Below are 25490 nucleotides of genomic sequence, written 5' to 3' on the forward strand. Positions count from 1 at the left end.
GGAGCGCAGCGCCGCGGCGAAGTTCAGCCCGATCGACTCCTTCACCTGCACCTGGTTGATGCCGTGCAGGTTGAACTCGACCGGATCCTCGGCGGTCATGATGTTGGTCTCGGGCGTGTTGACCCGGCTGATCGACGAGTACAGGGTGTTGGTCTTTCCCGAGCCCGTGGGGCCGGTGACCAGCACCATGCCGTACGGCTTGAAGATCGCCTTCTCGAACCGGGTGAGCGATTCCTGCTCGAACCCGAGCCTGGTCATGTCGAGCATCAGGTTCTCTTTGTCGAGGAGCCGGAGGACGATCTTCTCGCCGAACAGCGTCGGCAGGACCGAGACGCGATAGTCCATCTCGCGGTTCTTTCCCTGCAGCTTCATCTTGATCTTGATGCGCCCGTCCTGCGGCAGCCTCTTCTCGGAGATGTCCAGCTTCGCCATGATCTTGAGTCGCGACGTGATGGCGTCGCGCAGCTTCATCGGCGGCTGCATGATTTCGTAGAGGACGCCGTCGATCCGGAAGCGCACGCGGAAATCCTTCTCGTACGGCTCGATGTGGATGTCGGATGCGCCGCGCTTGATCGAGTCGGTCAGGATCAGGTTCACCAGCCTGACGACCGGCGCCTCTTCGGTGGCGGCCTCCAGCTTGGCGAGGTCGACCTCCTGCTCGTCCTCCAGGAGCTCGAGGTTCTGCTCGTTCTCCTCCTGCGCGAGGTCGTCCATGACCTTCTTGAGCTCGAGGGCATGGATCGAGCCGTAGTACCGGTCGATCGCCTCCTTGATGGCGACTTCGCTGGCGACCACCGGCTCCACGTTGTAGCCGGTCATGAACTTGATGTCGTCCATGGCGAACACGTTGGTCGGGTCCACCATGGCGATGGTCAGGGTGGCGCCGGTGCGGCTGACCGGCATGATCAGATATTTCTGCGCCACTTCGCTCGGGATGAGCTTCACGACCGTGTCATCGACCTCGACCTTCGTGAGGTTGATGGCGGGCACGCCGTACTGCTGGGAGAGGACGCGGGTGATGTCCTCTTCTTTGACGAACCCGAGCTTGACGAGGTTCAGGCCGAGCTTGCCGCCGTTGGTCTTCTGATATTCCAGGGCCTCCTGGAGCTTCTGAGGAGTGAGAAGCCCCGCCTTGATCAACATCTCGCCCAGCTTGACCGCCATTCAGGACCTCACCGGGAATTCGCGGACGGCGCTCCGCTGTCACAGTCGCAAATACTCGAGTACGGTGTGACAAATTATGTACGTGAACAATTTATGTCAAGTGATTCGAGGAAATATGCATACAAAGATTTGACGCCACGCCCATGAAAATGGACGCGTATGGATTGATGCCATTAAGTTGTTGTAAAACAGAGCGATAGATTAGCGGCAGGGATTGCGGGCTCAGTCCGGCTCGTAGCGCAGCTCCATCGAGGTGCGCGATCCGAGCGCCCCGCGCAGGAGCTTGACGAGCTGGGCCTCGGCGCCGCTCCCCTCCAGGTAGGAGATCACCGATGAATTGATGTTGTAGGTGTACTCATCCAGGCTTTCGTCGGCGAGCTCCTCGATGAGGAACTCGAGCTGGGGCTCCGTGATCAGGCCGATCTCCTTCTCGTTCTCGTTGTCGTAGAGCTTGATCATCGCGTCTCTCCCGGGTGGTCCGGGATCGCGGACCCTTCATGCATCGGGACCGCCCCGGCCTCCCAGAGTCAGAAAGTAAGCCCCGAGACCGCCCGCGGCAAGCAGGGAGACCGCCCCGCGCGCCATGCCCAGGGGTCCGCCCCCCGTCCCGCGCGCTCCGGCGAATTCCCAGACCGCGTAGAACGCGAAGAACGCGATCGCCGCCCCGATGAGGATCCGGTGCGCCGTCAGAAGGGTCATGACATGCTCCTAGGCGCCCAGAAGGAGGCGGTCGCCGAGCCAGCGCGGCAGTCCGGCCCGCAGGATCTTGTCGCGCGCCTCGGCGGCGCGATACTCGACCCGGTGAATCACCACGGTGTCCGGCGCGTCGTCATAGATCGCGAACCCGCCGCGCGGATTATGATCGCGCGGCTGCCCGACCGAACCGGGGTTGATCAGGTAGCGGCGGCCGGGGAGGAGGTCGGTGACCGGGCCGTCCCCTGTCGCCGGCCGGCGGGACACGCGCGACTCTTCCAGGACGAACGCGCCGGGATAGTGGCTGTGCCCGAAGAAGCAGAGATCGAAGCGCGCTCCTTCGAAACAGCGCCTCGCTTCCCCTTCATCCATCAGGTACTGGTCCTCGTCGAGCGGCGTGCCGTGGGACAGGAGCTTCCCCGGGGCGAACTCGAGGGGACCCCGCGGCAGCCTCCTGAGGAAGTCGCGGTTGTCGGCAGTCAGGGACCGCCTTGTCCAGAGCGCGGACTGTCGCGCCGCCTCGTTGAATCCGTCCGCCTCCTCCAGGGAGGCGGCCACCCTGTCATGGTTGCCGCGAATCGCGACGAGGCCGGGGAGTCCGCGCAGAATCTCGACGACAGGGTTCGGGTCGGCTCCGTAACCGACGATGTCCCCCAGGACCAGCGTTCTCTCGTAGCCCGGTGTGCGCGCCACGGCCAGAACGGCCTCGAGAGCCTCCAGGTTGCTGTGCAGGTCGGAGAGGACGAGGTATCGCATCAGAGGAGCCCGGCGATGCGCTCGGCGACCTCTTCGGCCGACAGGCCGTGGGCGTCGATATGCAGGGAGGCGGCCCGATAGGACGGCAGACGACGGCGATACAGCTCGTCGGCCTGCGCCGCGGTCTTCAGGAGCGGCCGGCCGGCGTCGCCCGCGCAGCGCCGGAGCGCCACCTCCAGAGGCAGGCGGATCCAGACGGCCCGCCCGAGCTGATCGATGAGCCGGCGGTTCTCGTCCTGGGCGTAGGTTCCTCCGCCACAGGCCACGACCAGCCGCGAGCCGCCCCGCAACGAGGCCAGGATCTCCGTCTCGAGGCGCCGGAAATACGCTTCTCCTTTCACGGCGAAGATCTGCGCGATGCCGAGCCGTTCGTCCGCCACGATCCGCTCGTCCAGGTCCAGGAAGTCCCAGCCCAGGAGGCGCGCCAGGTGCCTGCCGACGGTGGTCTTTCCCGCCCCCATGAAACCGATGAGGAACACCACGTCCGGCTCGCCCATGGTCGCATTCCGCTCCCCGGCGGGTCAGGAGGCGACGGCGGCCTCCACCTTGCGCTCGAGGAGCCGGTCGAGAAACCCGGTGTTCAGGTTGCCCCGGATGAACTCGGGATCGTTCATGATGCGCCGGTGCAGGGGCACGTTCGTCCGGATCCCCTCGACGACCGTCACCTCGAGCGAGCGGCGCATGCGGGAGATCGCCTCCATGCGGTTGTTGCCGCGCGTGATCAGCTTGGCGATCATCGAATCGTAGTAGGGCGAGATCGTGCACTCGGGATGCGCCGCCGTGTCGACCCGCACGCCCGGTCCCCCGGGGAGGTGGAACGTCGTGATCTTCCCCGGGGACGGCGCGAAGGTCTCCGGGTCCTCGGCGTTGATGCGGCACTCGATCGAGTGCCCGACGCTCTGGATGTCCTCCTGGCGGAACGCCAGCGACTCGCCGGCCGCGATCTTGATCTGCTCCTTGATCATGTCGATCCCGGTCACCATCTCGGTCACGGGGTGCTCGACCTGGATGCGCGTGTTCATCTCGATGAAGTAGAAGCGGCCCTCCTCGTCGAGCAGGAACTCCACGGTGCCGGCGTTCTGGTAGCCGACCGAGCGCGCCACCTTCAGGGCCGATTCCGCCATGCGGCGCCGGAGCTTCGGCTGGAGGCCGGGGGAGGGGGACTCCTCCACGATCTTCTGGTGGCGCCTTTGGATGGAGCACTCGCGCTCCCCGAGGGTCACGATGTTGCCGAAGGAGTCCCCCAGGATCTGGAACTCGATGTGCCGCGGCGTCTTGATGTACTTCTCGAGGTACACGTCCGGCACTCCGAATGCCGCCTTGGCCTCCGTGCGCGCGGCGCTCATCGCCGAGGTCAGCTCCTCGGCCGAGTTCACGACGCGCATGCCGCGCCCGCCGCCGCCGGCGGCCGCCTTCACGATCACCGGGTAGCCGATGCGCGCGGAAAGAGGCAGCGCCTCCTTCTCGTCGCTCACTGTGCCGCGGCTGCCGGGGATGATCGGCACGCCGGCGGCGAGCATGGTCTCGCGCGCCTTCGCCTTGTCCCCCATCAGTCGGATGACGTTGGGGCTCGGACCGATGAAGCGGATGTGGCAGGCCTCGCACACTTCTGCGAAATGGGCCGACTCCGCCAGGAATCCGTAGCCCGGGTGGATGGCGTCGGCATCCGTGATCTCGGCGGCCGCGATCACCGCGCCGATGTTGAGGTAGGAGTCGGCGTTGCGCGGCGGCCCGATGCAGATGTCCTCGTCCGCGAACTTGACGTGCAGGGAATCGGCGTCGGCCGTCGAATACACCGCCACGGTCTGGATGCCGAGCTCGCGGCAGGCCCAGATGATCCGCAGGGCGATTTCCCCGCGGTTGGCGATCAGGATTTTCTTGAACATCGGACGGACGGGAGCGCGCTCATGCCGGCGCGGCTTTGCGGATCTTGAACAGCGGCTCCCCGTATTCCACCGGCTGCCCGTTCGCCACGAGCGCCTCGAGGATCTCGCCGTCGCAGTCCGACTCGATCTCGTTCATCAGTTTCATCGCCTCGACGATGCACAGGATCTGTCCCTTCTTGACCTTGTCGCCGACCTCCACGAACGAGCGCGACCCGGGCGCGCCGGCGCGGTAGAAGGTGCCGACGATCGGCGACTTCACCAGGTGGAGATCGGGGGATTCGACCACCGCGGGGCGGGCCGCGGGCGCCTCCGCGGCCTGCTGCGCCGCCACCGTAGCGGGTGCCGTGACGCCCGCCGGACCGTTCGAGACGGCGCCCCGCTTCACCAGCTTGATCTTGAAGCCGTCGCGCTCCAGCTCGAACTCGACGAAGCTCGAGGCTTCGATGTACTCCATCAACTCCTTGATTTCACTGTCCAAACGTCCTCCGTCCACGCGCGCTCTCCGGAATTCCGGGGCGGCCCACGAGACCCCCGCCCCGATGGACGCATTCGACCGTCCGCATCATAACCCAAGGCGACGACAAAGCCACCGGCGGGGGCCGCCGCCGGCCGCAACGCGGGATCGGGGGACCCGCCCTTCAGGCGAGGGCCTCCTCGAGCTGCAGCCCCGCCCTCCAGACTTCGTAGCGGACGCGCCCCTGCAGGCACTCCGGGCCGACCACGACGCACAGGAAGTAATCCCCGCCGATCGATCGCAGGATCGCCAGACCGGAGCGACTCGTGACGGAAATCTCCTCCGGCCCGCCGGCCGGCGTCGCCCCACGCAGGGCGGCGGAGGCCCTCTTGACCAGGCTGACCCACTCCGCGGAGGCCAGGTCGATGTTGAACGACGGCCGGGCCGCCAGTTTCTCGACCGGGATTCCGTCCAGACCGACCACGGCCGCTCCGAGCGCCTCGGGAATTCGATCGAGGATCTCCTGCAGCACGGCCTTCATCGGAGCGGCGCCCCCTTCGCGGCGGGCCCGCTGAAGTTCGCCAGCCACCGTTCCAGGCGGCTGATGGTGTCCCGTCGGGCGTCCGCGTGGGCCGCGACCGGCACCGCCGACGCGCCCGGGGGCGTCCGTGCGGGGGCCCCCGGAACGGCCGCGATCACCGCGGCGGGCAGCGGACCGTCGGACGCCGCGACATCCGGCACCGGCGACGGAGCGCCGGCCGGCGCGAGCTCGTTCAGCCGCCGCGCGGCCTTCTGATTTCCGGGATCGACGCGCAGCATGCCCCTGTAGACCTCGATGGCCCTGTCGACCAGCCCCTGGCGCAGATACAGCTCGGCCAGCGTATTGGTCTGCAGAGCGTCGTCATCCAGGGGCCCCCCGGCCGCATCGGACGAGGGCCCGGGCCAGGATGGAGGAGCGCCTGGCGCGGGGGGGCTCCAGGCGTCTCGCGGCGATGACGTGGCGGCGCCGCCGAAGTCCTCGGGCCGGAATTCGGGGGATGGATCGGCCGGTCGATCCACGTGGCCGCGCTCCGGGGCGGGAGCGCGGCCCGCCTGAGGGACGGGGATAGCGGGCGGCTGACGGCTCGACGCGGGGACCGCCGGTGTTGAAGGGGCGGGGCGGCTCGTCGGAGTCGCGGGGGCTCCGATCGCCGCGGATCGGGTCGGCGGCATGGACACCGCCCCCTGCCGCAGAGTCTCATCCAGGAGAGTGGCGACCTCCCGGTCGGTCGGGTAGTAGCCCAGGATGGCGCGATAGGTGGCGGCCGCGCCCGCCGGATCCCCCATCTTCTTCTGGATTTCAGCCAGGAGCTTGGCGGCGAGATGGTTCTCAGGCTGCAGTTCGAGGACCTCCACGAATGTGCGCCGGGCGTTCTCCAGGTCGCCGGCTTCCAGGTAGGTCCGGCCCAGCGAAATGCGCGCCGTGTGATAGGCCGGGTGCCGCTGCAGTCCATCCAGGCAGACGTCGATCGCCTCCTGGTAGCGCCCCTCCTTGCGATATTCCTCCGCCAGCTGAAGAAAGGCCCGCGACAGGGGATCGCGGGCGATGCGATCCTTCAGGGACTCGATTGCCGGATTGCGCTGGGTGGCCGGTTTCGTCATCGCCTAAACGATTGTGTCCCTTGAGGTAAGCTCCCGACCAGGAGCTCGACGCCAGGATTATAGAGAATGACCGAAAGCCTTGTCAAAACAGAAGCGCCCCCGGCTGAGCGGGGGCGCCTCCATCCCATGGGTTCTCGTTCCCGCCGGTGCGCGGCGCGGCCCCCGGAAGGAGGCGTGGCGCGGGCTGGAACGATCTTCGTCAATCCTTGGCGGCCCGGGCCTCCGGCGGGGGCTCCATCCGTTTCGTGATCCTCGGGGTGATGAAGATCAGGAGCTCGGTGTTGTGTCGGTTGAGCGACTTGTTCTTGAACAGCCAGCCAAGCCCGGGAATCTTGGACAGGCCCGGGACAGCCGTCTGGCTCACGGAATTGTTCAGCTTGAAAATGCCGCCGATCACGGCGGTGCCGCCGTCGGACACCAGGATCTGGGTGGCGGCGCGCTCGGTGATGATGGGCGGCACGTCCCCGACGCGGTTGTTGAAGTCCGGAGACGAGTTGTCGACCTTGACGTCCATGATGACCGTCCCCTCCTTCGTGATCTGAGGCAGCACCTCCAGCTTCAACGACGCCGAGATGAATTCGACGTTGATCTGGGTCGCCGTGGTGCTGACGACCGGGATCTGCGTGCCCTGCTCGATGACCGCCTTCTGGTTGTTCTGCGCGGCGATCCGCGGAGAGGACAGGACCTTGACGTCGCCGTTCAGCTCGAAGGCATCGAGGGTCGCGTGGAGCTGGAACGTATCGAGAACACTCCCGTAGGCGATTCCGAACGTGCCCACCGATGTGACCCCAAGGTCGACGTCGTAAGTCAGATCGGTCTGCTTGCCCCGAATCGTCGTCTGCTTCGCAGCCCCCCAGATGATGCCCAAGTCACGCTCGAAAAGGCGGTCCGTCTCGACGATGCGCGCCTCGATGACGACCTGCGGCGTCTGCTCGTCCAGCGTGTCGATCAGTCGATTGATCGGATCCTGGCGGTCGCGCAGGTCGGTGATGATGAGCGTGTTGGTCCGGTTGTCCATGATGGCGTCGCCGCGCTTGGACATGATCTTCTTGACGATCGGCATCACGTCGTTCGCCTTGGCGTACGACAGGCTGCGCGTGAAGGTGATCGGCTCCTCCTCGAGCTGCTGCGCCTCGATCAGCGCCTTGCGCGCCGACGCCTCCGCCGCCAGCTTCTGCGACGACGCGATCCGGATGACGTTGTTCTCGAAGACCTTGTCCAGCCCGTTGTTCTTCAGGATGATGTCCAGCGCCTGGTCCTCGGGCACGTTCTCGAGGACGATCGTCAGCGTCCCCGCAACCGCCGGATCGAGGACGATGTTGTAGCCGGTGATCTCGTGGAACAGGCGGAACACATCCTTGAGATCGGCATCCTTGAAGTTGAGCGAGATCCGCTTGCCGGTGTATTTCGGCCCCGTGTCGGAGATCGCCCGAGAGCTGAACCTGCTGCTGCCCTGCGAGATGACCACGTTCCCGCTGTCCCTGCCCGAAGGAACGAACGCCACCTCCTGCCGGGGAGTCTGCCCCTCGATCTTGACGCCACCCTCCGCGACCAGAGGGTTGAGCGGAGCCTTCTCGGCGGACGGGGTCACGGGCGACTCCTCGTTCGCGGCTGCGTCGGAAGGAGGTGTGGAGGTCGACGGTTCCGCGGCGGTCGGCTCCGCACTGGAGGTCTTCTCGGCCGGGGTCTCCGCCGCCAGCGACGAGGCGACCGGCTGGACCTGCTGCGGCTCGGTCTCGAGAGCGTGCCGCACGCCCTCCTCGGTGAAGTCCACGACCAGCCCATTCTCCGTCGGCACGATGGCATACGGGCGCGGGCTCGACATGTCCAGGACGACCCGCACGACCGGCTTCGGCCGTGTGGCGAACTGGGCCACGCGCACCCGCGACAGGCCGCCGCTTCCGATCGACAGCGTCTTGGCCGGCGTCTTGTCCACCACGCCCATCAGGTCGATCACCAGGCGCGGCGGGTTCTTCAGCTCGAAATGCTCCTGCTGGAGCCCCCCGTCCGCGGTCAGGACCACGGTCTTCTCTTTGTCCTCGCCGCGCGCTTCGACCGACAGCAGGGCGTGGGCCCGGGAGCCCGACGGCGCGGCGCCGCGAACCACCTTGACGCCCGGCGATCCGGCCTGGGCCGCTGTTGTCTTGGAGGCGGTCTGCGCCGAGCTCGTCCCGGACGAAGCCTCGGCAAGCGGCGTCGGCTCGGCCGTGCCGGCTGCGGCCCCACCATTCGTTCCTTCGGCCGGGGGCGGGGTCGATTGCACGGTCTCGATCGGCGCCCCTTCGGCCGGGACCGTGGAGCCCTGGGGACTCGTCCCCGTCGGCGCGCCGCTTTCCGGGGCGCCCTCCGCGGTCGATGACGCTGCCGCGGGGGACGATTCCGCGACGATCGGCGATTCGGGGGCGTTGCCCCCCTCGCCGAGAGACGGGAAATCGACGATCAGGTCGTGGCCCTCCAGGCGGATGGAGTGCTGCGCCGCGAGGACGTTCTTGAATTCGAATTTCGCGATCTTGCCGCCGTCCACGCTTTCGACGGACGTGACACGCACACCCTCGACCTGCGGCGTTCCGATCTGGACTTCCTGGGACAGTCCCTCGACATGCACGTCGAGAAGCTCCAGCACGAGCGTTCTCGGGTCCGGCTGGTAGGAGGTGTAGCTGAACGGGTAGTTCCCATGCAGGACGACCTCGGTGCCCGCCGGGGTCTCCTGGTGGTCGATGGCGTTGATGACCACCGCGGACGGCGCGTTGAGCACCGCCTGACCCGGCTCGCTGACGGGCGGATTGCCCGAGCATCGCAGGGCGGCCGCGGCGATCATGATCAGGATCGCGACCTTCCCGTACCTCATAAGCTACCCTCCTCCGCTGTCGTCAGCCTCTTCGTCACGTCCCTGTACGGCTTGATGCTTCTGGGGTCATTGATGTCCTGCCGGAACACCACGATGCCGGTCCTGCGGTCGATCCGGGTGATCTTGCCGTCGTAGAGCGCGTCGCCCACCCTGAGGAAATATCCCTTGTTGTCGCTGCCGTTGAAGAACGCCAGCGCGCCCTTTCCCTTCTGGACGATGCCGACCAGGTCGACCTCGGAGATGAGCATCCCCGCGATGCCGCGCGGCCGGGGACCCTTCCCCACCGTGTTCGCCGCGTCGACCAGCGAACGGAACGGATCGCGCCGGCCGGCGGGGTCGTAGGTGAAGCCGCGGCCGGACAGCATCGCCTCGTTGTCCTGCATGATCTTGTTGATGGTCTCGGCGTCCTGCCCCGCGGGTGTGGCGCTCGCGGCCGGCGGGTTCGCCGGCGGGTCGTCGGCCAGGGCCCGGGGACCACCGCAGAGGACCGCTCCCAGAACCAGACTTGCCGGAAGGAGAAGGCGTCTCGTCACTTGGACGCACCTCCCTTGTCGTCGTAGACGAAGGTCGTGGCGGTGAAACTCGATTTGATCGAGTGCTGGCCGCTCAGCGCGGAGATGGTCACCCCGCTCACGTTGATGATGCGCGAGTACTTGCTGATGCGGTCGAAGAAGACCCCGAGGTCGTGGTAGTCCCCCTCGACGTCCATGGCGATCGGGAACTCCTTGTAGAACTCGACCTGCTTCAGCGCCCCGGGGTTGAACTGCTTCAGGTCCAGGTTCGACTGGTCCGCCAGGTTCTTGACCCACTTCAGGAGCTCGCCGGTCTCGGGCTCGGTGGGCAGGATCGCCAGCAGGTCGCTCAGCTTCAGCTGCAGGTTCTCGATCTCCTTCTCGAACTCCGGCAGCTTCGCCTCGATCGCCTGCCCCTTGCGGATCTCGGTCTGCAACCCCTCCAGGTCCGATCGGGAGCTGGCGTTGCGCTTCTCCATTTCCGAGAAGTTCGGATACGCCATCCAGGCGACGGCGACCAGGGCGATCGCCATCACGGCGACCACCGCGAACTGACCCCAGAAGGGCAGCTTCTTGAAGTCCATGATCGCCCCCTACCCGCCCGACGGCGGGGTCGCGGCGTTCGCCTGGTCCTGCACCTCGGGATGCGCCGTGAACAGGCAGTTCAGCGAAAACGTGACCCCCACCGGGATCGCGGTGATCGTGCCGAGGACCACGTTGTTGAAGTACCGGGACCCGGTCAGGTTGTTGTAGAAGTTCGATACCGCGTTGTACGTGGTGGCCTTCCCCTGGATCATGACGCTCGCGCCCGACTCGGTCATGCTGTCCAGCCACAGGAAATCGGGGAGCTGCTTGCTGACCTCGTCGAGAAGATGGACCGGGCCGCTCTGGTTCCGCTTCAGCTGCGTGATCAGGGCGATCTTGCGCTCCAGGAGCTCTTTCTTGGCCTTGTACTCCTCGCCCTTCTTGATGATGGCCTGCAGCCGCTCCTTCTCCACCTGCGCCTTGGCGATTTCGGTGCGCAACCTGCGGCTCTCGCTCTCCAGGCTGTACCAGCGCCAGCCGATGAACAGGAGGGCCAGGATGACCACGCCCGTCATGAGCACGTTCTGGCCGAGCGTCCCGACACCCTCGAACCGGGGGGCCTTGACGGCGCGCGTCTTCGCCTGCTGCGTCCCGGCGAGAAGGTTGATCTTGATCATCGGTTGTCCCCCTGGCGGCGGGCGGCCAGCCCGACGGCGATCGAGACGCTGGAGCCGATCTCCTCCACCATGTCCTGCGAGATGCCCTTGCCGATCTGCACCCGGTTGAAGGGGTTCAGCGGCTCCACCGGGATGCCGAAGCGCTCCGCCAGCGCTTCGCGCAGGTGCGGGATGCGCGCCGACCCGCCTGCGATCACCAGGGTCTCGATGTTTTCCCCGGGAGTCGTGTTCTTGAAGAAGTCGATGGTCTTCTGGATCTCCGCGCCGATGAAATCGTTCACCGAGGCGATGATCGGGTTCACGTTCTCGACCGGGATGCCGTCGACCTCCTCACCCCGCTTCAGCGACTCCGCCTGCTCGAAGCTCAGGTTCAGCTCCTTGCGGATGGCGTCGTTGTAGTGATTGCCGCCCACCGAGATGTCGCGCCAGAAGATCGAGGTGGTCCCCTTGAGGATGGCCACGTTGGTCGTGGAGGCGCCGATGTTCACGAGAGCCCTGGCCACGCCCGGGTCGGTGTCGTAGTTCATCTCGTAGCAGTTCTGCAGGGCGAACACGTCGACATCCACGACGAGCGGGTTCCGCCCGGCCTGGCTGACGACGGAGGTGTAATCGTTGATCTTGTCTTTCTTGGCGGCGACCAGGAGAACGTCCATGTTCCCCTCGCCCCCGCTGGCCCCCTTCAGGACCTGGTAGGCAAGGTTGACGTCCTGCACGTCGAACGGGATGTACTGCTCCGCCTCCCAGGGGATGACTTCCGCCAGCTCTTCCTCCGAGGTCGCGGGGATCGAGATCTTCTTGATGATGACGCTGTGCCCGGAGAGCGCTATCGCCACGTCCCCCCCCTTGATCTTGCGGGCGGAGAAGGCGCGCTGCACGGTGTCCACGACCAGGCCGGCGTCCATGATCGCGCCGTCCACGATCGCCTCGGGAGAGAGCCGCTCCAGCGCCACGTTCAGAAGCTGGTAGCCGCGGTTCTTGCCGAGCTCCTTCAGCTCGACGACCTTGACGGCGCTCGAGCCGATGTCGAGACCCACCAGATTCTTTCCCTTTGAAAAGAACACCCTCGATCTCCTTTAACCTATGGCGTTTCGGGAGGTTGCGGCCAACTGTGCCGGACACTCCTTGGTCACGAAAGTCCAATATATTCCACGACTCCATTTTTGCAAGTTGCCGCTCCTGTTTTGGAAATCCGGATCTTGGTCGATAAATATATTCTTTATCGCCAGTAACATATGCATTTACACACAGATCCGGGGTAACCGGCCCTCAGAGCGCGTTCGCCGGTCGTTTGATCGGTGGGTCCTTGATGTGGTAGAGTGCGCGCTCGCTGTTCAGGAGGGAGACGAGGTGGCCCGATCCTGCGAGGTCTGCGGCAAGGCTCCGACGTTTGGACGCCAGATCAGCCACGCGCACAACGTGTCGTCGCGCCTCTGGTATCCGAACATCCAGCGACTCAAGGTGATCGTCGGGAAGACCCGACGACGGATGAAAGTGTGCACGCGCTGCCTGCGGTCCGGCCGAGTCGTGAAGGCCGCGCACCGCGCCCCAAGAACGACCGCCTGAAACTCCCGGTCGTCCCCCATCCCTGTCCGGTCCCCTGCGCCAGCGGTCAGCCGAGCGTCGCGATCGCGTCGATCTCGACGCGCGCTCCCCTCGGCAGCGCGGACACCTGGACCGTCGAGCGGGCCGGCCGGCCGTCCCCGAACGCGCGGGCGTAGGCTTCGTTCATCCCCTCGAAGTCGTTCAGGCTGGTGAGGTAGACGGTCGTCTTCACCACGCGCTCGAGCCCCGATCCGGCGGCTTCGAGGACCCCTTTCAGATTGTCCAGGACGCGCGCCACTTCCTCCTGGATCGTCCCCTGAACCAGGGTGCCGGTCTTCGGGTCGAGCGGCACCTGGCCGGAGAGGAAGAGAAGGCCCGCAGCCGCGATCCCCTGCGAGTACGGACCGATGGCCCTGGGGGCCCTGTCGGTGCTGATCGTCCTGGCGCTCATCGTGCCTCCTGGTAGGTTCTCGAGATGGGGCGGCTCGGTCCCCGCCCGGTCAGGCCACCTGTCGCTCCACGTGATACACCCCTTCGATCCCCTTGACCTTCTCGACGATCTTTTCGAGGTGCGCGACGTCGGCGATGTCCAGGATCAGGCTGATCTCGCCGCGCCGGTCCTCGAAGGTGCGCGCCTCCACGTTCTTGATGTTCGATTTGGCGTCGGCGATGACGGACGTGATCTTCGCCAGCATGCCGGGCCGGTCCTCCGAGAACACGGTGATTCGCACCTCGAAGCGGGACGCGTCGTCGCTCTGCCAGGTGACCTCGATCCGCCTCTCCGGGTCGTACAGGAGCTTTTCGAGGTTGGGGCAGCGCTCGCTGTGGACCGTGACGCCGCGGCCTCGCGTGATGTAGCCGACGATCGGCTCGCCCCGGATCGGGTTGCAGCAGCGCGCCAGCGAGATCAGCGCGTCGTCCAGTCCGCGCACCGTCACCTTCTTCCCGGACATGCCGAGCGCCTTCCTGACGGCGTGCGCGATCGGTCCCTCGGCGGTCTCGTGCGGCTTCGCCTGGGGGTCGAGCTTCTCGATGAGCGCCCGGGGGGCGACCTTGCCGTACCCGACCGCGGCGTAGAAGTCCTCGATACTCGCGCATCCCAGCTCGTGCAGCACCGTCTGCAGGCTGGCGGCGTCCCCCTGGTGCTTGCGCAGATTGAACCGGAACTTCTTAAACTCGCGGTCGCTGACCGTCTTCCCGAGCTCCACGCTGCGATTGCGCTGGTCGACGTTCAGCCACTGGCGGATCTTGGCCCTCGCCCTGGATGTCTTCGCGATCGTGAGCCAGTCCTGGCTCGGATGGTGGTTGGGCGAGGTGAGGATCTCGACGATGTCGCCGTTCCCGATCTCGGTCCGGAGCGGCTGCAGCTTGCCGTTGATACGCGCCCCGACGCAGCGGTGCCCGACCTCGGTGTGCACCGAGTAGGCGAAATCGATGGGGGTGGCACCGCGCGGAAACGATTTCACCTGCCCCTGGGGCGTGAAGCAGTACACCTCGTCGGGATAGAGATCGACCTTGACCATGTTCAGGAACTCGCGCGGATCCTTGAGCTCCTGCTGCCACTCCATGATCTGTCTGAGCCACTGGATGTTGGCGTCGTTGTCCTTCGACCCTTTCCCCTCCTTGTACTTCCAGTGGGCGGCGATCCCTTCCTCGGCGATGCGGTGCATCTCGTGCGTGCGGATCTGAACCTCGAACGGAACCCCCTTGTCGCTGATGACCGAGGTGTGCAGAGACTGGTACATGTTCGGCTTCGGCATCGCGATGAAATCCTTGATGCGGCCCGGCACCGGGCGCCACTGGCCGTGGATGATCCCCAGAGCACCGTAGCAGTCTTTCACGCTCTGGGTCAGGATGCGGAAGGCGATGTAGTCGTAGACCTCCCCCACTTCGATCCTCTGCCGCTTGATCTTGCGATAGATGCTGTAGAGGTGCTTGCGGCGTCCCGAGATGTCGCACACGATTCCCGCCTTCTCCAGCTCGGCCCGCAGGGTGCCCTGGATCTCCTTGATGAATTCGTCGGTGACCTTGCGCTTCTCGTCCATCGCCTGCATCAGGCTCTGGTAGCCCGCGGCATCGAGAAACTTGAGGGCCAGGTCTTCGAGCTCGTTCTTGATCTTGGCCATTCCGAGCCGGTTCGCGATCGGCGCGTAGATGTCGAGGGTCTCGCGGGCGATGCGCTCCTGCTGGCGGGGCGACAGGTGCTCGAGGGTGCGCATGTTGTGCAGGCGATCGGCCAGCTTGACGAGCACGACGCGGATGTCGTCCACCATCGCCAGCATCATCTTGCGGAAACTCTCCGCCTGCTGCTGCTCCTTCGAGTTGAAGGTCATGCGCGAGATCTTGGTGAGACCCTCGACCACGTGCGCGATGTCCTTGCCGAAGTGTTCCTCCACGACCTCGCGCGTCGTCAGCGTGTCCTCGAGAACGTCGTGCAGGAGCCCCGCGACGATGCAGGTGAGGTCGAGCTTGAGGTCGGCCAGGATGAAGGCGACGGACAGCGGATGCGTCAGGTACGGCTCGCCGGAGGAGCGTGTCTGCCCCTTATGCTCCTTGGCGGAGAAGACATAGGCCTTGCGCAGGAGGTCGAGGTCGGCCCCCTTCATGTAGGCCTCCACCTTCTCCTGAATGTCCTCGAACCGGATCATGGCGTCTCACTCGACGGCCCGGCGCCCCGGCGAGGGGCTTCTCGACCTGTCGCTCGGGGGAGCACAACGGGCACGCGGCTGTCGAAGGCACCGCGGATAGGCCAGTATAGCAAAAAGAGGGGTGGCGGCCCGCGATGCTCCAGGGAGTGGGACGAGCGCCGGCGGCCGGGGATTTCAGCCCTTCACGTATTTCGAGCCGAGATGCCGGTAGACGATGACCAGGAGCGCGGCCGCCACGAACACCGAGGAATAGGTCCCGAAGACCACACCGACCATGAGACAGAAGGACATCGGGTTGAGCTTGTCGCCTCCGTACATGAACAGCGCCGTGATGGCGATGAACACGGTGAACGACGTCAGGATCGTCCGGCTCAGGGTCTGGTTGATGGAGGCGTTCACCAGCTGCTCGAAGTCCACGTCACGGTACAGCCGGAGGTTCTCGCGGATACGGTCGAACACGACGATCGTGTCGTTGATGGAGTACCCCAGGATGGTCAGGAGCGCCGCCACGATGTCGACCGAAAACTCCTTCCGCATCAGGGAGACCGCGCCTGCGGCGATCACGACGTCGTGGAACAGGGCGATGACGCTGGTGAGCCCCCACATCCATTTCTTGAAGCGGAACCAGACGTACGCGAGGATGAACAGCGTGGAGCCGAACACCGCAAGGAGCGTGCTCCGCAGGAGCTCCTTTCCGGCGGTCGGGCCGATGAAATCGACGCTTCGCAGGGTGAAGGAGCCCAGGATCGACTGCTCCCGGAGCAGCCGCGTCACCTCGGGCTTGAGGCCGGGGATCGAGTCGATCTCCGACTCCGTCCTCAGGAGTCCGGCGTGCTCGGTGCGGTAGCGCACCACAGCCGCGGCGATCGTCGCCGCCTCGTCGCCCGCCGACGCCCCGGCGGCCTGCGCGGGCAGGTGCGCGGCCAGCCACTCCTTCAGCTCCCCCTCGGTGATCATGTTCAAATCGATCTTGCCCGACTGCTGGGACTGCCGCCACTCGGGCGACTGCAGGGAATCGATGACCTTGCGGCTGACCTCCCCCCCCTCGCTTCCGGTGGCCGACGAGCCGGTCTGCGACAGCTCGACGCGCACCAGCACCTCGTTGTCGTCGGCCTGGCCGATGTTCTGGATGCTGATGTCCCCGAGACCGGAGCGCTCGAGCGCCAGGCGCATCTCCTCGACGTGCGGCCGATCCCGGAACTTGAGCCGGACCGCCGTGCCGCCCGCGAAGTCGATCCCGTAGTTGAACCCTTTGGTCAGGATCGTCCCGACCGCCACGACCACCGCAAGCGTCGAGAAGGCGATGAAGACCCATTTCACACGGCCCATCAGCGGAAAGTTGGCGTTGGAGAAGACCTGGATCATCGGATCCTCAGATACTCAGCCTCTCGGCCCTCGGATTGAGGGCGAGCTCCGCGTCGAAGATCGCCCGCGAGACGATGAGCGCCGTGAACAGATTGGCCAGGATGCCGACGTTCAGCGTGACGGCGAAGCCCTTCACGGCGCCCGTCCCGTACGCGTACAGGAAGAACCCCGCGATCAGCGTCGTGCAGTGGCTGTCGATGATGGTGTTGAACGCCCGATCGAACCCCGCCTGGATCGCCGCCTTCACCAGCCGTCCATGCCGGAGCTCCTCCCGGATCCTCTCGAACACCAGGACGTTCGCGTCCACCGCCATCCCCACGGTCAGGGCGAATCCGGCGATTCCGGGAAGCGTGAGGGTCGAGTGGAAATAGGCCATCGCCGCCAGCAGGATCAGCAGATTGAGAACCAGCGCCACGGAGGCGTTGACGCCGGCGAAGCGGTAGTAGATCAGCATGAACAGGACGATGATGACCGAGCCGATCAAGGACGCGACGATCCCCTTGCGGATCGAATCGGCGCCGAGGGAAGGCCCGACACTGCGCTCCTCCAGGATGTCCATGCCGGCGGGCAGCGCCCCCGAGCGCAGCTTGAGGGCCAGGTCCTCCGAGCTCTCGAGCGTGAAGTCCCTCCCTTCGATGATCCCCTGCTCGGAGATCACGGCGTTGATCCGCGGCGCCGAGATGATCTTCTTGTCCAGCACGATCGCCAGGAGCTGTCCCTGATACTTCCTCGTCAGCTCCTGGAAGCGCCGCCCCGCGTCGGCGGTCAGCAGAAAATTCACGGCCGGGTTGCCGAACCGATCCTGGTCGCGGCGGGCGTTCTTGAGATCGTTCCCGGTGATCGGCGAGCTCTTCGTCACCGGCCAGTAGACCCGTACCGTCCGGCCGTCGGCACCCGTCGCGTCCTGGGGGAGCACCTCGACGTCCTCGGGCAGTTTGCCGCCGAACATCTGGACGACCGCCTCAGGGTTGTCGGGAGCCCGGAACTGCTCGGCCACGACACCGGGCGGGACCTTGACCAGCTTCCATTCCAGGAAGGCCGGCGAGCCGATCAGGTCCTTGACTCTCTCGGGGTTTTCGACGCCCGGGAGCTGGATCAGGATGCGGTCGGCCCCCGTCCCGGTCCCCTGCCTCTGGATGGTCGGTTCGGCCACGCCGAACTTGTCGACGCGCGTCCGGATCGTCTCGAGAGCCTGCCGGACCGCGGAGTCGCGGATCGTCGACTCGTCCTTGGCCTTGAGCTCCAGGCGCAGGCGGCCGCCACCCGTCGAGGAAGCGGAGTATTGCGGGAACTGCAGGGCGAGAAGATCACGGACCTCCCCGACCCGCGCCGCGTCGACCCCCTCCAGGACGATCCCCTTGAGACCGTCGGGGGAGATCTTCGCGGGAGCGAGCCCCTTCTCGCCGAGCGCGGCGCGGATGCGCTCCTGGGACAGATCGATCTCGGCCTTGACGGCGTCGTCGGTCCTGACGCGCATCACCATGTGGATGCCGCCCTTGAGGTCCAGACCGAGGTGGATCTTCTCCGAGGGCGGGTAGATCGCGAGGACGCAGAGCACCGTCAGCCCCAGGATCAAAAGCAATCGCCAGCGAAGCTCGAGTCTCATCGAGAGGTCACGCCTCCGGCCGCGCGGAGGTCTCCTGGTCCTGGAGGCCGACGATCGAGCTTCGTGTCACGTCCACCCGGACCTTGTCGGCGATTCGCAGCTGCACGATTCCCTTGTCGATGCCCACCACCGTGCCGAGAAGACCGCCCGAGGTGATGACCTTGTCTCCGCTCTTGAGCGCGTCCAGCATCTTCTGGACGAGCTTCTGACGCGTGCGCATCGGCCGGATGAGGAGGAAGTAGATGATCGCGAAGATCGCGATCATCGGCGGCAGCTGGAACCACCACGGACTGGCCTGCCCCTGACCGGGCGGCGACATCAGAGCGATGGACCACACGTCGGCGTTCCTCCGTTCATTCAACAAAAAAAGAGGGGCCGGTCACCCCCCTCGCGAGCGTCCCGGCCGGACGGGCGCGGCGGGACCCGGCGCGTCCGACCCTCGTTGCGGCCCGAAAGATTGCCCGAACCGCCCGGGCTTGTCAAGGCAGCTTCCGCTCGCCTAGACTGCGCGGCATGGATCGGGGGATCTCCGCGGGCCCGAAGGACGCGGCCGTTCTTCGCGGCTCCGGCTCGACGCGCAGGATCGAGGTGCCGGTGCTCGCGGCGGTTCCGGGGCTCGTTCACATGTTCACGGCCAGGGGATCGGATCCCCGCGCGGCGATCGTCGAAGCCGCCGGACGCGACCTGTCGCTGCGGACTCTGCGGCAGGTGCACGGTGCGCTCGTGCGCACGATCGGTCCGGCCCGGCCATCGGAGGACGACGGCTCGAGCGGACGCGAGGAGGGGGACGCCCTGGTCGTCGATGGACCCGGTGTCGCCGCGGGCGTGTGGGTCGCCGATTGTCTGCCGATCCTGATCGGCGACCCGGTGACACGCACGGCCGCCGCCGTGCACGCCGGCTGGCGCGGCACCGTGGCCGGCGTCGTGGGCCGGGCGATCGAGACGCTGCGCCGCGCCCGCGGCGCCAGGGCGTCCGATCTGAGGGTCGCGATGGGTCCCGCGATCGGTCCCTGCTGCTTCGAGGTCGGGGACGAGGTGGTCACGGCGCTCCTGTCCGCCTTCCCGGACGCCGGCGCCGCCGTCCGGCCCGGGCCGAAGAAGCGGATCGACCTCGTCGAAGCGAACCGGAGCCAGGTGCTCGCCGCCGGCGTGCCCGGGGATCGCATCCAGGCCTCCGGCCTGTGCACCCTGTGCAGGCCCGATCTTCTCGAATCGTACCGGCGCGATAGCACCGGGGCCGGCCGCATGGCTGCGATCATCGCCTGGAGGGACTGACTTGAAGAGCCGCGTCGCGCTTCGTGGATCCGTCGCTTCGGAGAGGGTCCGCAGGCTCCACCGCGAACACGCCGACGCCGCGGAGCGATTTTTCCTGGAGGGGGCGGCCGTGGTCGAGTCCGCGGCCGAAGCCCTCGTCACGGCGCTTCGGGGCGGGCGCACGCTCCTCTTCTTCGGCAATGGCGGCAGCGCGGCCGACGCCCAGCACCTTGCCGCGGAGTTCGTCAACCGCTACGTCCGCGACCGCCCGGCCCTTCCCGCACTGGCGCTGACCACCGACACCTCCGTTCTCACGAGCATCGCCAACGACTCCGAGTTCAAGAGCGTGTTCGCGCGTCAGGTCGAGGCGATCGGCCGGCCGGGCGACGTGGCCGTCGGGATCAGCACCTCAGGCGGTTCGGCGAACGTGATCGAGGGACTGCGGACCGCCCGCGCGCGGCGTCTTGTCACGATCGGGTTCTGCGGGGAGGAGGGGGGGGCGATGCGCGGTCTCTGCGACCACCTGATCAGCGTCCCCTCGAAGACCACGGCGCGCATCCAGGAGGTCCACATCCTGGTCGGTCACATCCTCTGCCAGATCGTGGAGGAGACCCTGTACCCCCCGAAGTGAACGTCCGCGACGCCCCGCCCCAGCCTTCCCGTCAACCCTTGAGCAGGGCGATCGTGTCGCGGATTTCCTTGGCGTCGGGGGCCTGCGGGCTGAGCTTCAGGTATTCCTGGTAGTGCTGCACGGCGCCCGGGAAGTCCTGCAGGCGCGTGAGAACGCGCGCCAGCTCCTTGTGTGCGGGGGCGTACTTGGGATCGATCTCGATCGATTTCTTGAAGGCCTGGGCCGCCTCCTTGTCCTTGTTCTCGTTCCAGGCGTGCACGCCGAGGTTGAAGAACACGGTGGCGGCGTTGCCCGGGTCCACCGCGATGACCTTCTGGTACATCTCCTCGGACTTCGCCTTATCCTTCCGTTTTTCGTAGATGGCGGCCAGCTCCATGTAGGAGTCCGACTTCGTGGGATCGATGGCGCTCGCCTTTTCGAACGCCGCGATCGCCTTGTCCTCCTCGCCACCGAGGACGTACGCCTTCCCGAGCTGGAACCAGACCTTGTCGATGTCCGGCTGGAGCTCCGTCTCCTTCTCGAGCTCCCCGGCCGCCTCCTTGTAGCGTTCCCCCCTGATGTCGACGTTTCCGAGGAAGTAGTGGGCCCATTTCATGTCCGGCTTCAGCTCGACCGCCTTCGCGAACGCCTGTGCGGCGCCCGGATCGTCGCCCGTCTCGAACAGGCTCTTGCCCAGATAGAAATAGACCGCCGGGTTGCCGGTGGGGTCCTTCGCGAGGTAGGCCTTGTACCCTTCGATCGCCTCCGGGTGACGGCCGGCGTCCGCCAGCTCCTTGGCTTTCTTCAGCCCCTCCACGTTCGCCTTGGGAGCCTCTCCGGAGCCAGGGACCGCGCCAGGGGCGCCCTCGGGGGTGGCAGGTTGCGTCCCGGCCGGCGCCACGGTCGATGCGTTGGATTCGCCGCCCTCCTTCTTCTTGCGCTCCGCCTGGACCGCCGCCATGAAGTCAGCGTCCTTGGCGATCACGAAGTTCACGAGGTTGCGGCCCGCGTCACCCGGCAGGGCGAACTGCAGCTCGGGGTACTCCTGCTTGGAGCCCATGATCACATCGCCGCTGCCGCGGTCCGCCTTTTCGGAATCGACGATCTCGTAATGGACCTTGACCGTCTTGTAGCCCGGCAGTTCGGCGACGACCCGCCACTTCTTGGCGACCGAGATATCCAGGGCCGCGATGAAGAACTTGCCGTCCTTGTTCGTCGTGAGGGGAGCGATCTTTTTCTTGACGTCGACGCCCTCGAAATTGATCTTCACCTTGGGCACGGGCTTGCCCTGGGGGTCGGTCACGACACCCCACACCTTCGTGATGGCGTCCGCGTAGGCCGGCTTCAGCGATACGACGGCCACGGTCAGGGCCACCGCCGCCGCGGCCGCCAGGAACCTTCGTTGCGTCCGTGTCATGGCGTTATCTCCTCCCGTCCGGCGGGCCTGCGCACCGCCCGGCGCCGGACCCAAGATCTTATACCCCGTCGTCCGGGACGATCAAGATCGCGGATCGAACGACGGGCACGCGATGTGCCCGCCCGGGACCGGCCGACCAGGAGGTGCCCGGCGAACAGAAGCGCGTAGAGACCCCCCGAGACCAGGTGCGCTCCGACCAGAACGCGCTTCACGGCCGGGTCGGTGACGACTTGCAGGAGATAGCCCGAGGCGATCATCGACGGGGCCAGGAGGAGAAGCACAAGACCGGTGGCGCGACCGTGGCGCTGGCGCGGGTCGAGCAGCCGATCCACGATGTGGTCTCGCGCGATCAGGCCCAGTGCGAACACCGCGATCGGGCCCCCGATCACGTGCAGCGACAGGGCGTGGGGCTGCCAGGGGTGATGGATGACAGAATACGGGTCGGCCGAGCTCATCAGGTACTTCATGAAGAAGAACGCCGCCCCGGTCAACGACATCCACCAGGTCGCCAGGCCCACGATCGTCCGCTCGATACCGCTCACGGGCGCGGCTCCTGGAGGCGCTCCTGGCCTGCGGGCCGTGGCGGCGCAACGAACAGCCGGTGCAGCGCCAGGATTCGCCTCGCCGCCTGGGTGACGGCGCGGGAGGACAGGGTGGCCCCCGTGAGGGCGCGGATCCCCTGGCGCGTCCCGAGGTCCGCGGCCCCGCGGCCCGGAAACTGGTCCAGCCAGCGCCGGGGCGGCAGGTAGTCCTCAGGCTCGTCGAACGACAGGATGTCGATGCGCTTGATCGTCGCGTCCGGGCCGACGAGGATCAGGACGGTTTCGGGAAGTGTGCGCACCAGATGGGTGTCGAAGTAGCCATAGCCCAGCACCCGGCCGGCGCTCGTGCCGACGGTGTAGGGGACGACCCGCGCCTCCACAGGCGCTCCCGCCGACTCCGCGGCGCGACGGACCTGCTCCTCGTCCAGGTAGAGAGTCTTGCGCTCGACCTCGGCCGGCGGCGGGAATGCGGCGTCGAGGGCCTGTTGCACGGTCATATAGACCCGCGCGGCGGCCCCCCCCGCGGGGAGGAACAGCGCCAGGAGCAGGACCAGGATCAGGTGGCGAGCGGTCATCATCAGAAGAGGTATCCGAGCGCGAAATTGAACTGGTCGACACCGGTGCCGGCACGGTTTCCAGAGTCCTGCACGTCCGCCTTGAGGACGATGTTCGGGATCGGCCGGAAGGTCAAGCCGTACGTCTTCACGGTGCGGTCGTTTCCGGGGTCACGGGAGTACCCAGGTGACACCTCCGCCTGCGTGTCCAGGACCTCGTAACGCACGAAGGGACTCAGCTCGCGTTCGGAGTGGCTCAGGAGGGTCAGGATGTTGAAGGCTGCCTCGCCGTACCATCCCGCGGTGCGCGCGCCGATCGCCGTCCCGCGCGTGGGGTCGGTCGCGAGCAGCGGGTCGTGCGCCAGGCTGACCGCCTCCGCGTCGCTCAGGATGCCGCGGGCATAAAGACCGCGCAGGTGGACCCCGCGCGCATTCCACTCGGCGTGAGCGTCCCACAGCGTCAGACGCGGATGTCCGAGGGCCGAGTCCCCCTGGCCGGTCCGTCCCGTGAAGGCCGCTGTTCCCAGCAGAAACCCCGGCGCCGGAGTCCAGTCGACGCGGGCCGTCACGGCCAGGTCCTCGGCGCGAGAGGCCGCCCCCTCCTGTCTCCCCTCCCGGATCCCCTCGTCGGCGGAGAATCCCGAGGCGTCCAGGGAGGCCACCACGTAGGCGCGGTACGAGATCGGACCGAGATCACCGTAGACGCCGAGCCCGTTCTCCCTCCAGGTCGAGGGGATGATCAGCGTCTCCACCTCCGGACGAAGGGCGCCGTGGAAGATGGGCGGCTCGTGCAGCTCGGTCAGGAATCCCAGCGGCACCAGGAGCAGCCCCCCGCGCATGCCGAAGCGCCGCCAGGGGCGGTAGTCTACGTAGGCGAACTCGACAGCCGTCTCCCCCGGCTCCCCCTCCCCCGAGACCGCGTGCTCGTACTCGACCTCCGAGTTGAACAGCAGGTGGTCGGTCCACTTGTACCCGAAATAGAAGACGGCACGCTCGAGGTCGAGGGTGTCCGGGACACCCGCGGGCGCGCCATCGTCCCGGCGCGCCGCGAAGTCCTGGTACAGCATCTGCCCGTATCCGCCGATCGTCACGCCGCGCTTGACGGCATAGACCTTCGACGCCGCCGGGCCGAAGCCGGGAACCGGCCCCTGCGCGGCCGGCGGCGTCGCGGCCGCTTCGCCGATGCGCAGCCTTTCGATTTCCAGCGCCAGGGCGTCGATCCGCTTCTGCAGCTCCTCCAGCGTGGGCGCCCCCGCCCCCTCTTCGCGCGCCGCCCGCATCGAATCGATTTCCGCCCGCAGCTTCGCGACCAGCGCCTCGAGCTCGGCGATCCGATCCGCCAGGCTCCTCGTCTCCTCGGCGCTCGATGCGGTCCGTTCATCCGTCGCGCCCTGGGCCGTCGGGCCGGGCCTCCCCGCGGTCCACGCGACGGTCAGCAGGGCCCAGGCGATCGCAGCCCGCCTCGGACCGCCGCGGCGCCGCCCGGCCCGTGCCTGTCCTTGGGTGCGGTTCACCTGGCCTCCTTGCGCCATTCGGCGGCTCGACCCGCCCGTTCCCGTCGTGAACCCCCGCCTTCGAACCGCTCTTCGAAGGCGCGGGACGACTTCGACCGGAGCGCGCCCGTATCGTCGCGCCACACGTACAGCGCCGGGAGGTCGCGCGCCTCCGCCCACGCCGATCCCCTCTCCGGCCCCATGACGAAGAGGGCGGTCGACAGGGCGTCGGCCGAGGTCGCGTCGCGGGCTGCGACGGTCAGGGATCCCTGGAAGCGGGCCGGCCGCCTTTCCGCGGGGTCGAGGATGTGGCCGATCCGGCCCCGTGGTGTCTCCACGAAGCGCTCCGAGTTGCTCGAGGTCGCCAGGGACAGGCCGTCGATGCCGACGACTGCGATCACGCTGTCCCGGTCCCCCGGGTCCGCGATGCCGATGCTCCACGCCGGAAAACGCACGGGATGCCCGATCGCCAGGACCTGTCCGCCGAAATCGAGGAGGGCGCGCCGCACTCCATGGCGCCTCAGGACGCCGGCCGCCGCATCCAAAGCAATGCCCTTGCCGATTCCCCCGAGATCGAGTCCCACGCCTTCGGTGTCGAAGCGCACCGAGCGCGTCCTGCGATGGAGATGCACGTGGCGCCAGCCGATCGGCGGCCTCACGGAGGAAGCCGTCTCGCCCTCCGCCGCCACGGCTGGACTCTCCGGGTCCGGCATGCGGCCGTCGTCACCGCGCAGACCGAGGGCACGGACCAGGGGCTCCACCGTGGGATCGAAGGCACCGCCGGTCTCTTCCGCCCAGCCCAGGGCGACGCGCACCGCGCGGAAGAGCTCACGCGAGCAGAGCACCGGAGCCCGCGCCGCCTTGTCGTTGAGGCGCGAGACCTCGCTCTCGCGCCGCCAGTTGCTGAAGATCCCCTCGAGACGGGCCACCTCGTCGAACGCGGCTTCGAGGGCTCCGGCGGGCGCCGGGCCGTCCGTCTCGATCGCCAGACGGGTGCCCATGAGGAAACGGGCCCGGGCCGTCCCGCCCTGCCCGCTCGCGGCATCGTCCTGCGCGGAGAGGCGGCTGGGACCTGCGGCGATGAGACAGATGAGCACGCCGGCCGCCGCGGCGCGATGGGCTGCGCGGCACCGCACGCCAGACGACTGTCCGATCCGCATGTCCGGTCCCCGGGCTCGTTGTGATTGCGACTCAGTCTCAATTAGGTCGCGTACTCTACCGCGGGGCGCGACGGGCTGTCAAGACGGCCGTGGCCCCCACTGTGGTACGCTGCGCGCCCCCGGGACGCCCCGTCCCGGGAGGA

The 25490-nt window shown here is 67.0% G+C and carries 27 protein-coding genes; 3 read left to right on the forward strand and 24 right to left on the reverse strand.

Going from position 1 to position 25490, the window contains the following annotated elements; genetic code table 11:
- The 14 genes from VEW47_02715 to pilM all read right to left on the reverse strand — a co-directional run.
- Positions 1 to 1164 (reverse strand): ATPase, T2SS/T4P/T4SS family (locus VEW47_02715; protein ID HYS04081.1); only part of this gene is annotated, 1164 nt, incomplete at its 3' end.
- Between the two features lie 222 nt (positions 1165 to 1386).
- Positions 1387 to 1623 (reverse strand): hypothetical protein, encoded by a 237-nt coding sequence (locus tag VEW47_02720; protein HYS04082.1) that lies wholly within the window; start codon positions 1621 to 1623, stop codon positions 1387 to 1389.
- A 36-nt stretch (positions 1624 to 1659) separates the two neighbouring features.
- Positions 1660 to 1863 carry a hypothetical protein gene (locus VEW47_02725; protein ID HYS04083.1) on the reverse strand — a complete coding sequence of 68 codons (204 nt, stop codon included), beginning with the start codon at positions 1861 to 1863 and terminating at the stop codon, positions 1660 to 1662.
- 9 nt (positions 1864 to 1872) lie between these two features.
- The gene (locus VEW47_02730; GenBank protein HYS04084.1) at positions 1873 to 2613 is read right to left on the reverse strand and encodes a metallophosphoesterase family protein; all 741 of its coding nucleotides are present in this window, start codon (positions 2611 to 2613) and stop codon (positions 1873 to 1875) included.
- Positions 2613 to 3110, reverse strand: a complete 498-nt coding sequence (locus VEW47_02735) for a shikimate kinase (GenBank protein HYS04085.1) — start codon at positions 3108 to 3110, stop codon at positions 2613 to 2615. Before VEW47_02735 ends, VEW47_02730 begins: the two co-directional genes overlap by 1 nt.
- Positions 3111 to 3134: 24 nt before the next feature.
- Positions 3135 to 4499, reverse strand: a complete 1365-nt coding sequence (gene accC, locus VEW47_02740) for an acetyl-CoA carboxylase biotin carboxylase subunit (GenBank protein ID HYS04086.1) — start codon at positions 4497 to 4499, stop codon at positions 3135 to 3137.
- 19 nt (positions 4500 to 4518) lie between these two features.
- A complete protein-coding gene (gene accB, locus VEW47_02745) occupies positions 4519 to 4977 on the reverse strand; it encodes an acetyl-CoA carboxylase biotin carboxyl carrier protein (GenBank protein HYS04087.1) in 459 nt (152 codons plus the stop codon).
- Positions 4978 to 5137: 160 nt separating this feature from the next.
- Positions 5138 to 5494: a hypothetical protein gene (locus tag VEW47_02750; protein ID HYS04088.1), complete on the reverse strand. Its 357-nt coding sequence runs from the start codon at positions 5492 to 5494 to the stop codon at positions 5138 to 5140.
- Complete coding sequence (locus VEW47_02755; GenBank protein HYS04089.1) at positions 5491 to 6594, reverse strand: tetratricopeptide repeat protein; 1104 nt, start codon at positions 6592 to 6594, stop codon at positions 5491 to 5493. The genes VEW47_02750 and VEW47_02755 overlap by 4 nt, the downstream gene beginning before the upstream one ends.
- A 199-nt stretch (positions 6595 to 6793) precedes the next feature.
- Positions 6794 to 9442, reverse strand: coding sequence for a type IV pilus secretin PilQ (gene pilQ / locus VEW47_02760; protein HYS04090.1), 2649 nt, complete (start codon positions 9440 to 9442; stop codon positions 6794 to 6796).
- On the reverse strand, positions 9439 to 9975 hold the full coding sequence (locus VEW47_02765; GenBank protein ID HYS04091.1) for a hypothetical protein: 537 nt from the start codon (positions 9973 to 9975) through the stop codon (positions 9439 to 9441). Before VEW47_02765 ends, pilQ begins: the two co-directional genes overlap by 4 nt.
- Positions 9972 to 10538, reverse strand: coding sequence for a type 4a pilus biogenesis protein PilO (pilO, locus tag VEW47_02770; protein ID HYS04092.1), 567 nt, complete (start codon positions 10536 to 10538; stop codon positions 9972 to 9974). Before pilO ends, VEW47_02765 begins: the two co-directional genes overlap by 4 nt.
- A 9-nt stretch (positions 10539 to 10547) precedes the next feature.
- Positions 10548 to 11156: a PilN domain-containing protein gene (locus VEW47_02775; GenBank protein HYS04093.1), complete on the reverse strand. Its 609-nt coding sequence runs from the start codon at positions 11154 to 11156 to the stop codon at positions 10548 to 10550.
- Entirely contained in the window at positions 11153 to 12217 is a 1065-nt protein-coding gene (gene pilM / locus VEW47_02780) for a type IV pilus assembly protein PilM (GenBank protein HYS04094.1), read from the reverse strand. Before pilM ends, VEW47_02775 begins: the two co-directional genes overlap by 4 nt.
- A gap of 286 nt (positions 12218 to 12503) precedes the next feature.
- Between pilM and rpmB the strand changes: the two genes are divergently transcribed.
- Positions 12504 to 12719 carry a 50S ribosomal protein L28 gene (rpmB, locus tag VEW47_02785; GenBank protein HYS04095.1) on the forward strand — a complete coding sequence of 72 codons (216 nt, stop codon included), beginning with the start codon at positions 12504 to 12506 and terminating at the stop codon, positions 12717 to 12719.
- A 46-nt stretch (positions 12720 to 12765) separates the two neighbouring features.
- Here rpmB and VEW47_02790 read toward each other — a convergent pair whose 3' ends face one another.
- The 5 genes from VEW47_02790 to yajC form a co-directional block, all read right to left on the reverse strand.
- A complete protein-coding gene (locus VEW47_02790; GenBank protein ID HYS04096.1) occupies positions 12766 to 13149 on the reverse strand; it encodes a RidA family protein in 384 nt (127 codons plus the stop codon).
- A 49-nt stretch (positions 13150 to 13198) separates the two neighbouring features.
- Complete coding sequence (locus VEW47_02795; protein HYS04097.1) at positions 13199 to 15346, reverse strand: bifunctional (p)ppGpp synthetase/guanosine-3',5'-bis(diphosphate) 3'-pyrophosphohydrolase; 2148 nt, start codon at positions 15344 to 15346, stop codon at positions 13199 to 13201.
- Positions 15347 to 15520: 174 nt separating this feature from the next.
- Positions 15521 to 16711: a protein translocase subunit SecF gene (gene secF / locus VEW47_02800; GenBank protein ID HYS04098.1), complete on the reverse strand. Its 1191-nt coding sequence runs from the start codon at positions 16709 to 16711 to the stop codon at positions 15521 to 15523.
- A 7-nt stretch (positions 16712 to 16718) separates the two neighbouring features.
- Complete coding sequence (gene secD, locus VEW47_02805; GenBank protein HYS04099.1) at positions 16719 to 18317, reverse strand: protein translocase subunit SecD; 1599 nt, start codon at positions 18315 to 18317, stop codon at positions 16719 to 16721.
- Positions 18318 to 18324: 7 nt separating this feature from the next.
- Positions 18325 to 18654 (reverse strand): preprotein translocase subunit YajC, encoded by a 330-nt coding sequence (gene yajC, locus VEW47_02810; protein ID HYS04100.1) that lies wholly within the window; start codon positions 18652 to 18654, stop codon positions 18325 to 18327.
- A 176-nt stretch (positions 18655 to 18830) separates the two neighbouring features.
- On the opposite strand from yajC, the gene pgeF reads away from it, so the two are divergent.
- Both pgeF and VEW47_02820 read left to right on the forward strand, forming a co-directional pair.
- Positions 18831 to 19592 (forward strand): peptidoglycan editing factor PgeF, encoded by a 762-nt coding sequence (gene pgeF / locus VEW47_02815; protein ID HYS04101.1) that lies wholly within the window; start codon positions 18831 to 18833, stop codon positions 19590 to 19592.
- A gap of 1 nt (position 19593) precedes the next feature.
- On the forward strand, positions 19594 to 20202 hold the full coding sequence (locus VEW47_02820; protein ID HYS04102.1) for a D-sedoheptulose 7-phosphate isomerase: 609 nt from the start codon (positions 19594 to 19596) through the stop codon (positions 20200 to 20202).
- 31 nt (positions 20203 to 20233) lie between these two features.
- On the opposite strand, the gene VEW47_02825 is transcribed toward VEW47_02820, so the two are convergent.
- Genes VEW47_02825 through VEW47_02845 form a run of 5 tightly spaced genes read right to left on the reverse strand, consistent with a single transcriptional unit; the run spans position 20234 to position 25284 of the window.
- Positions 20234 to 21598 carry a tetratricopeptide repeat protein gene (locus VEW47_02825; GenBank protein ID HYS04103.1) on the reverse strand — a complete coding sequence of 455 codons (1365 nt, stop codon included), beginning with the start codon at positions 21596 to 21598 and terminating at the stop codon, positions 20234 to 20236.
- Positions 21595 to 22140 (reverse strand): hypothetical protein, encoded by a 546-nt coding sequence (locus VEW47_02830; protein ID HYS04104.1) that lies wholly within the window; start codon positions 22138 to 22140, stop codon positions 21595 to 21597. The genes VEW47_02825 and VEW47_02830 overlap by 4 nt, the downstream gene beginning before the upstream one ends.
- On the reverse strand, positions 22137 to 22718 hold the full coding sequence (locus VEW47_02835) for an FMN-binding protein (protein ID HYS04105.1): 582 nt from the start codon (positions 22716 to 22718) through the stop codon (positions 22137 to 22139). The genes VEW47_02830 and VEW47_02835 overlap by 4 nt, the downstream gene beginning before the upstream one ends.
- Entirely contained in the window at positions 22718 to 24208 is a 1491-nt protein-coding gene (locus VEW47_02840) for a hypothetical protein (protein HYS04106.1), read from the reverse strand. The genes VEW47_02835 and VEW47_02840 overlap by 1 nt, the downstream gene beginning before the upstream one ends.
- On the reverse strand, positions 24205 to 25284 hold the full coding sequence (locus VEW47_02845) for an FAD:protein FMN transferase (protein ID HYS04107.1): 1080 nt from the start codon (positions 25282 to 25284) through the stop codon (positions 24205 to 24207). The genes VEW47_02840 and VEW47_02845 overlap by 4 nt, the downstream gene beginning before the upstream one ends.
- Positions 25285 to 25490 lie beyond the last annotated feature (206 nt).

The sequence above is a fragment of the Candidatus Dormiibacterota bacterium genome, assembly GCA_035635555.1.
In the GTDB taxonomy this organism is placed as follows: Bacteria; Acidobacteriota; Polarisedimenticolia; order Gp22-AA2; family Gp22-AA2; genus Gp22-AA3.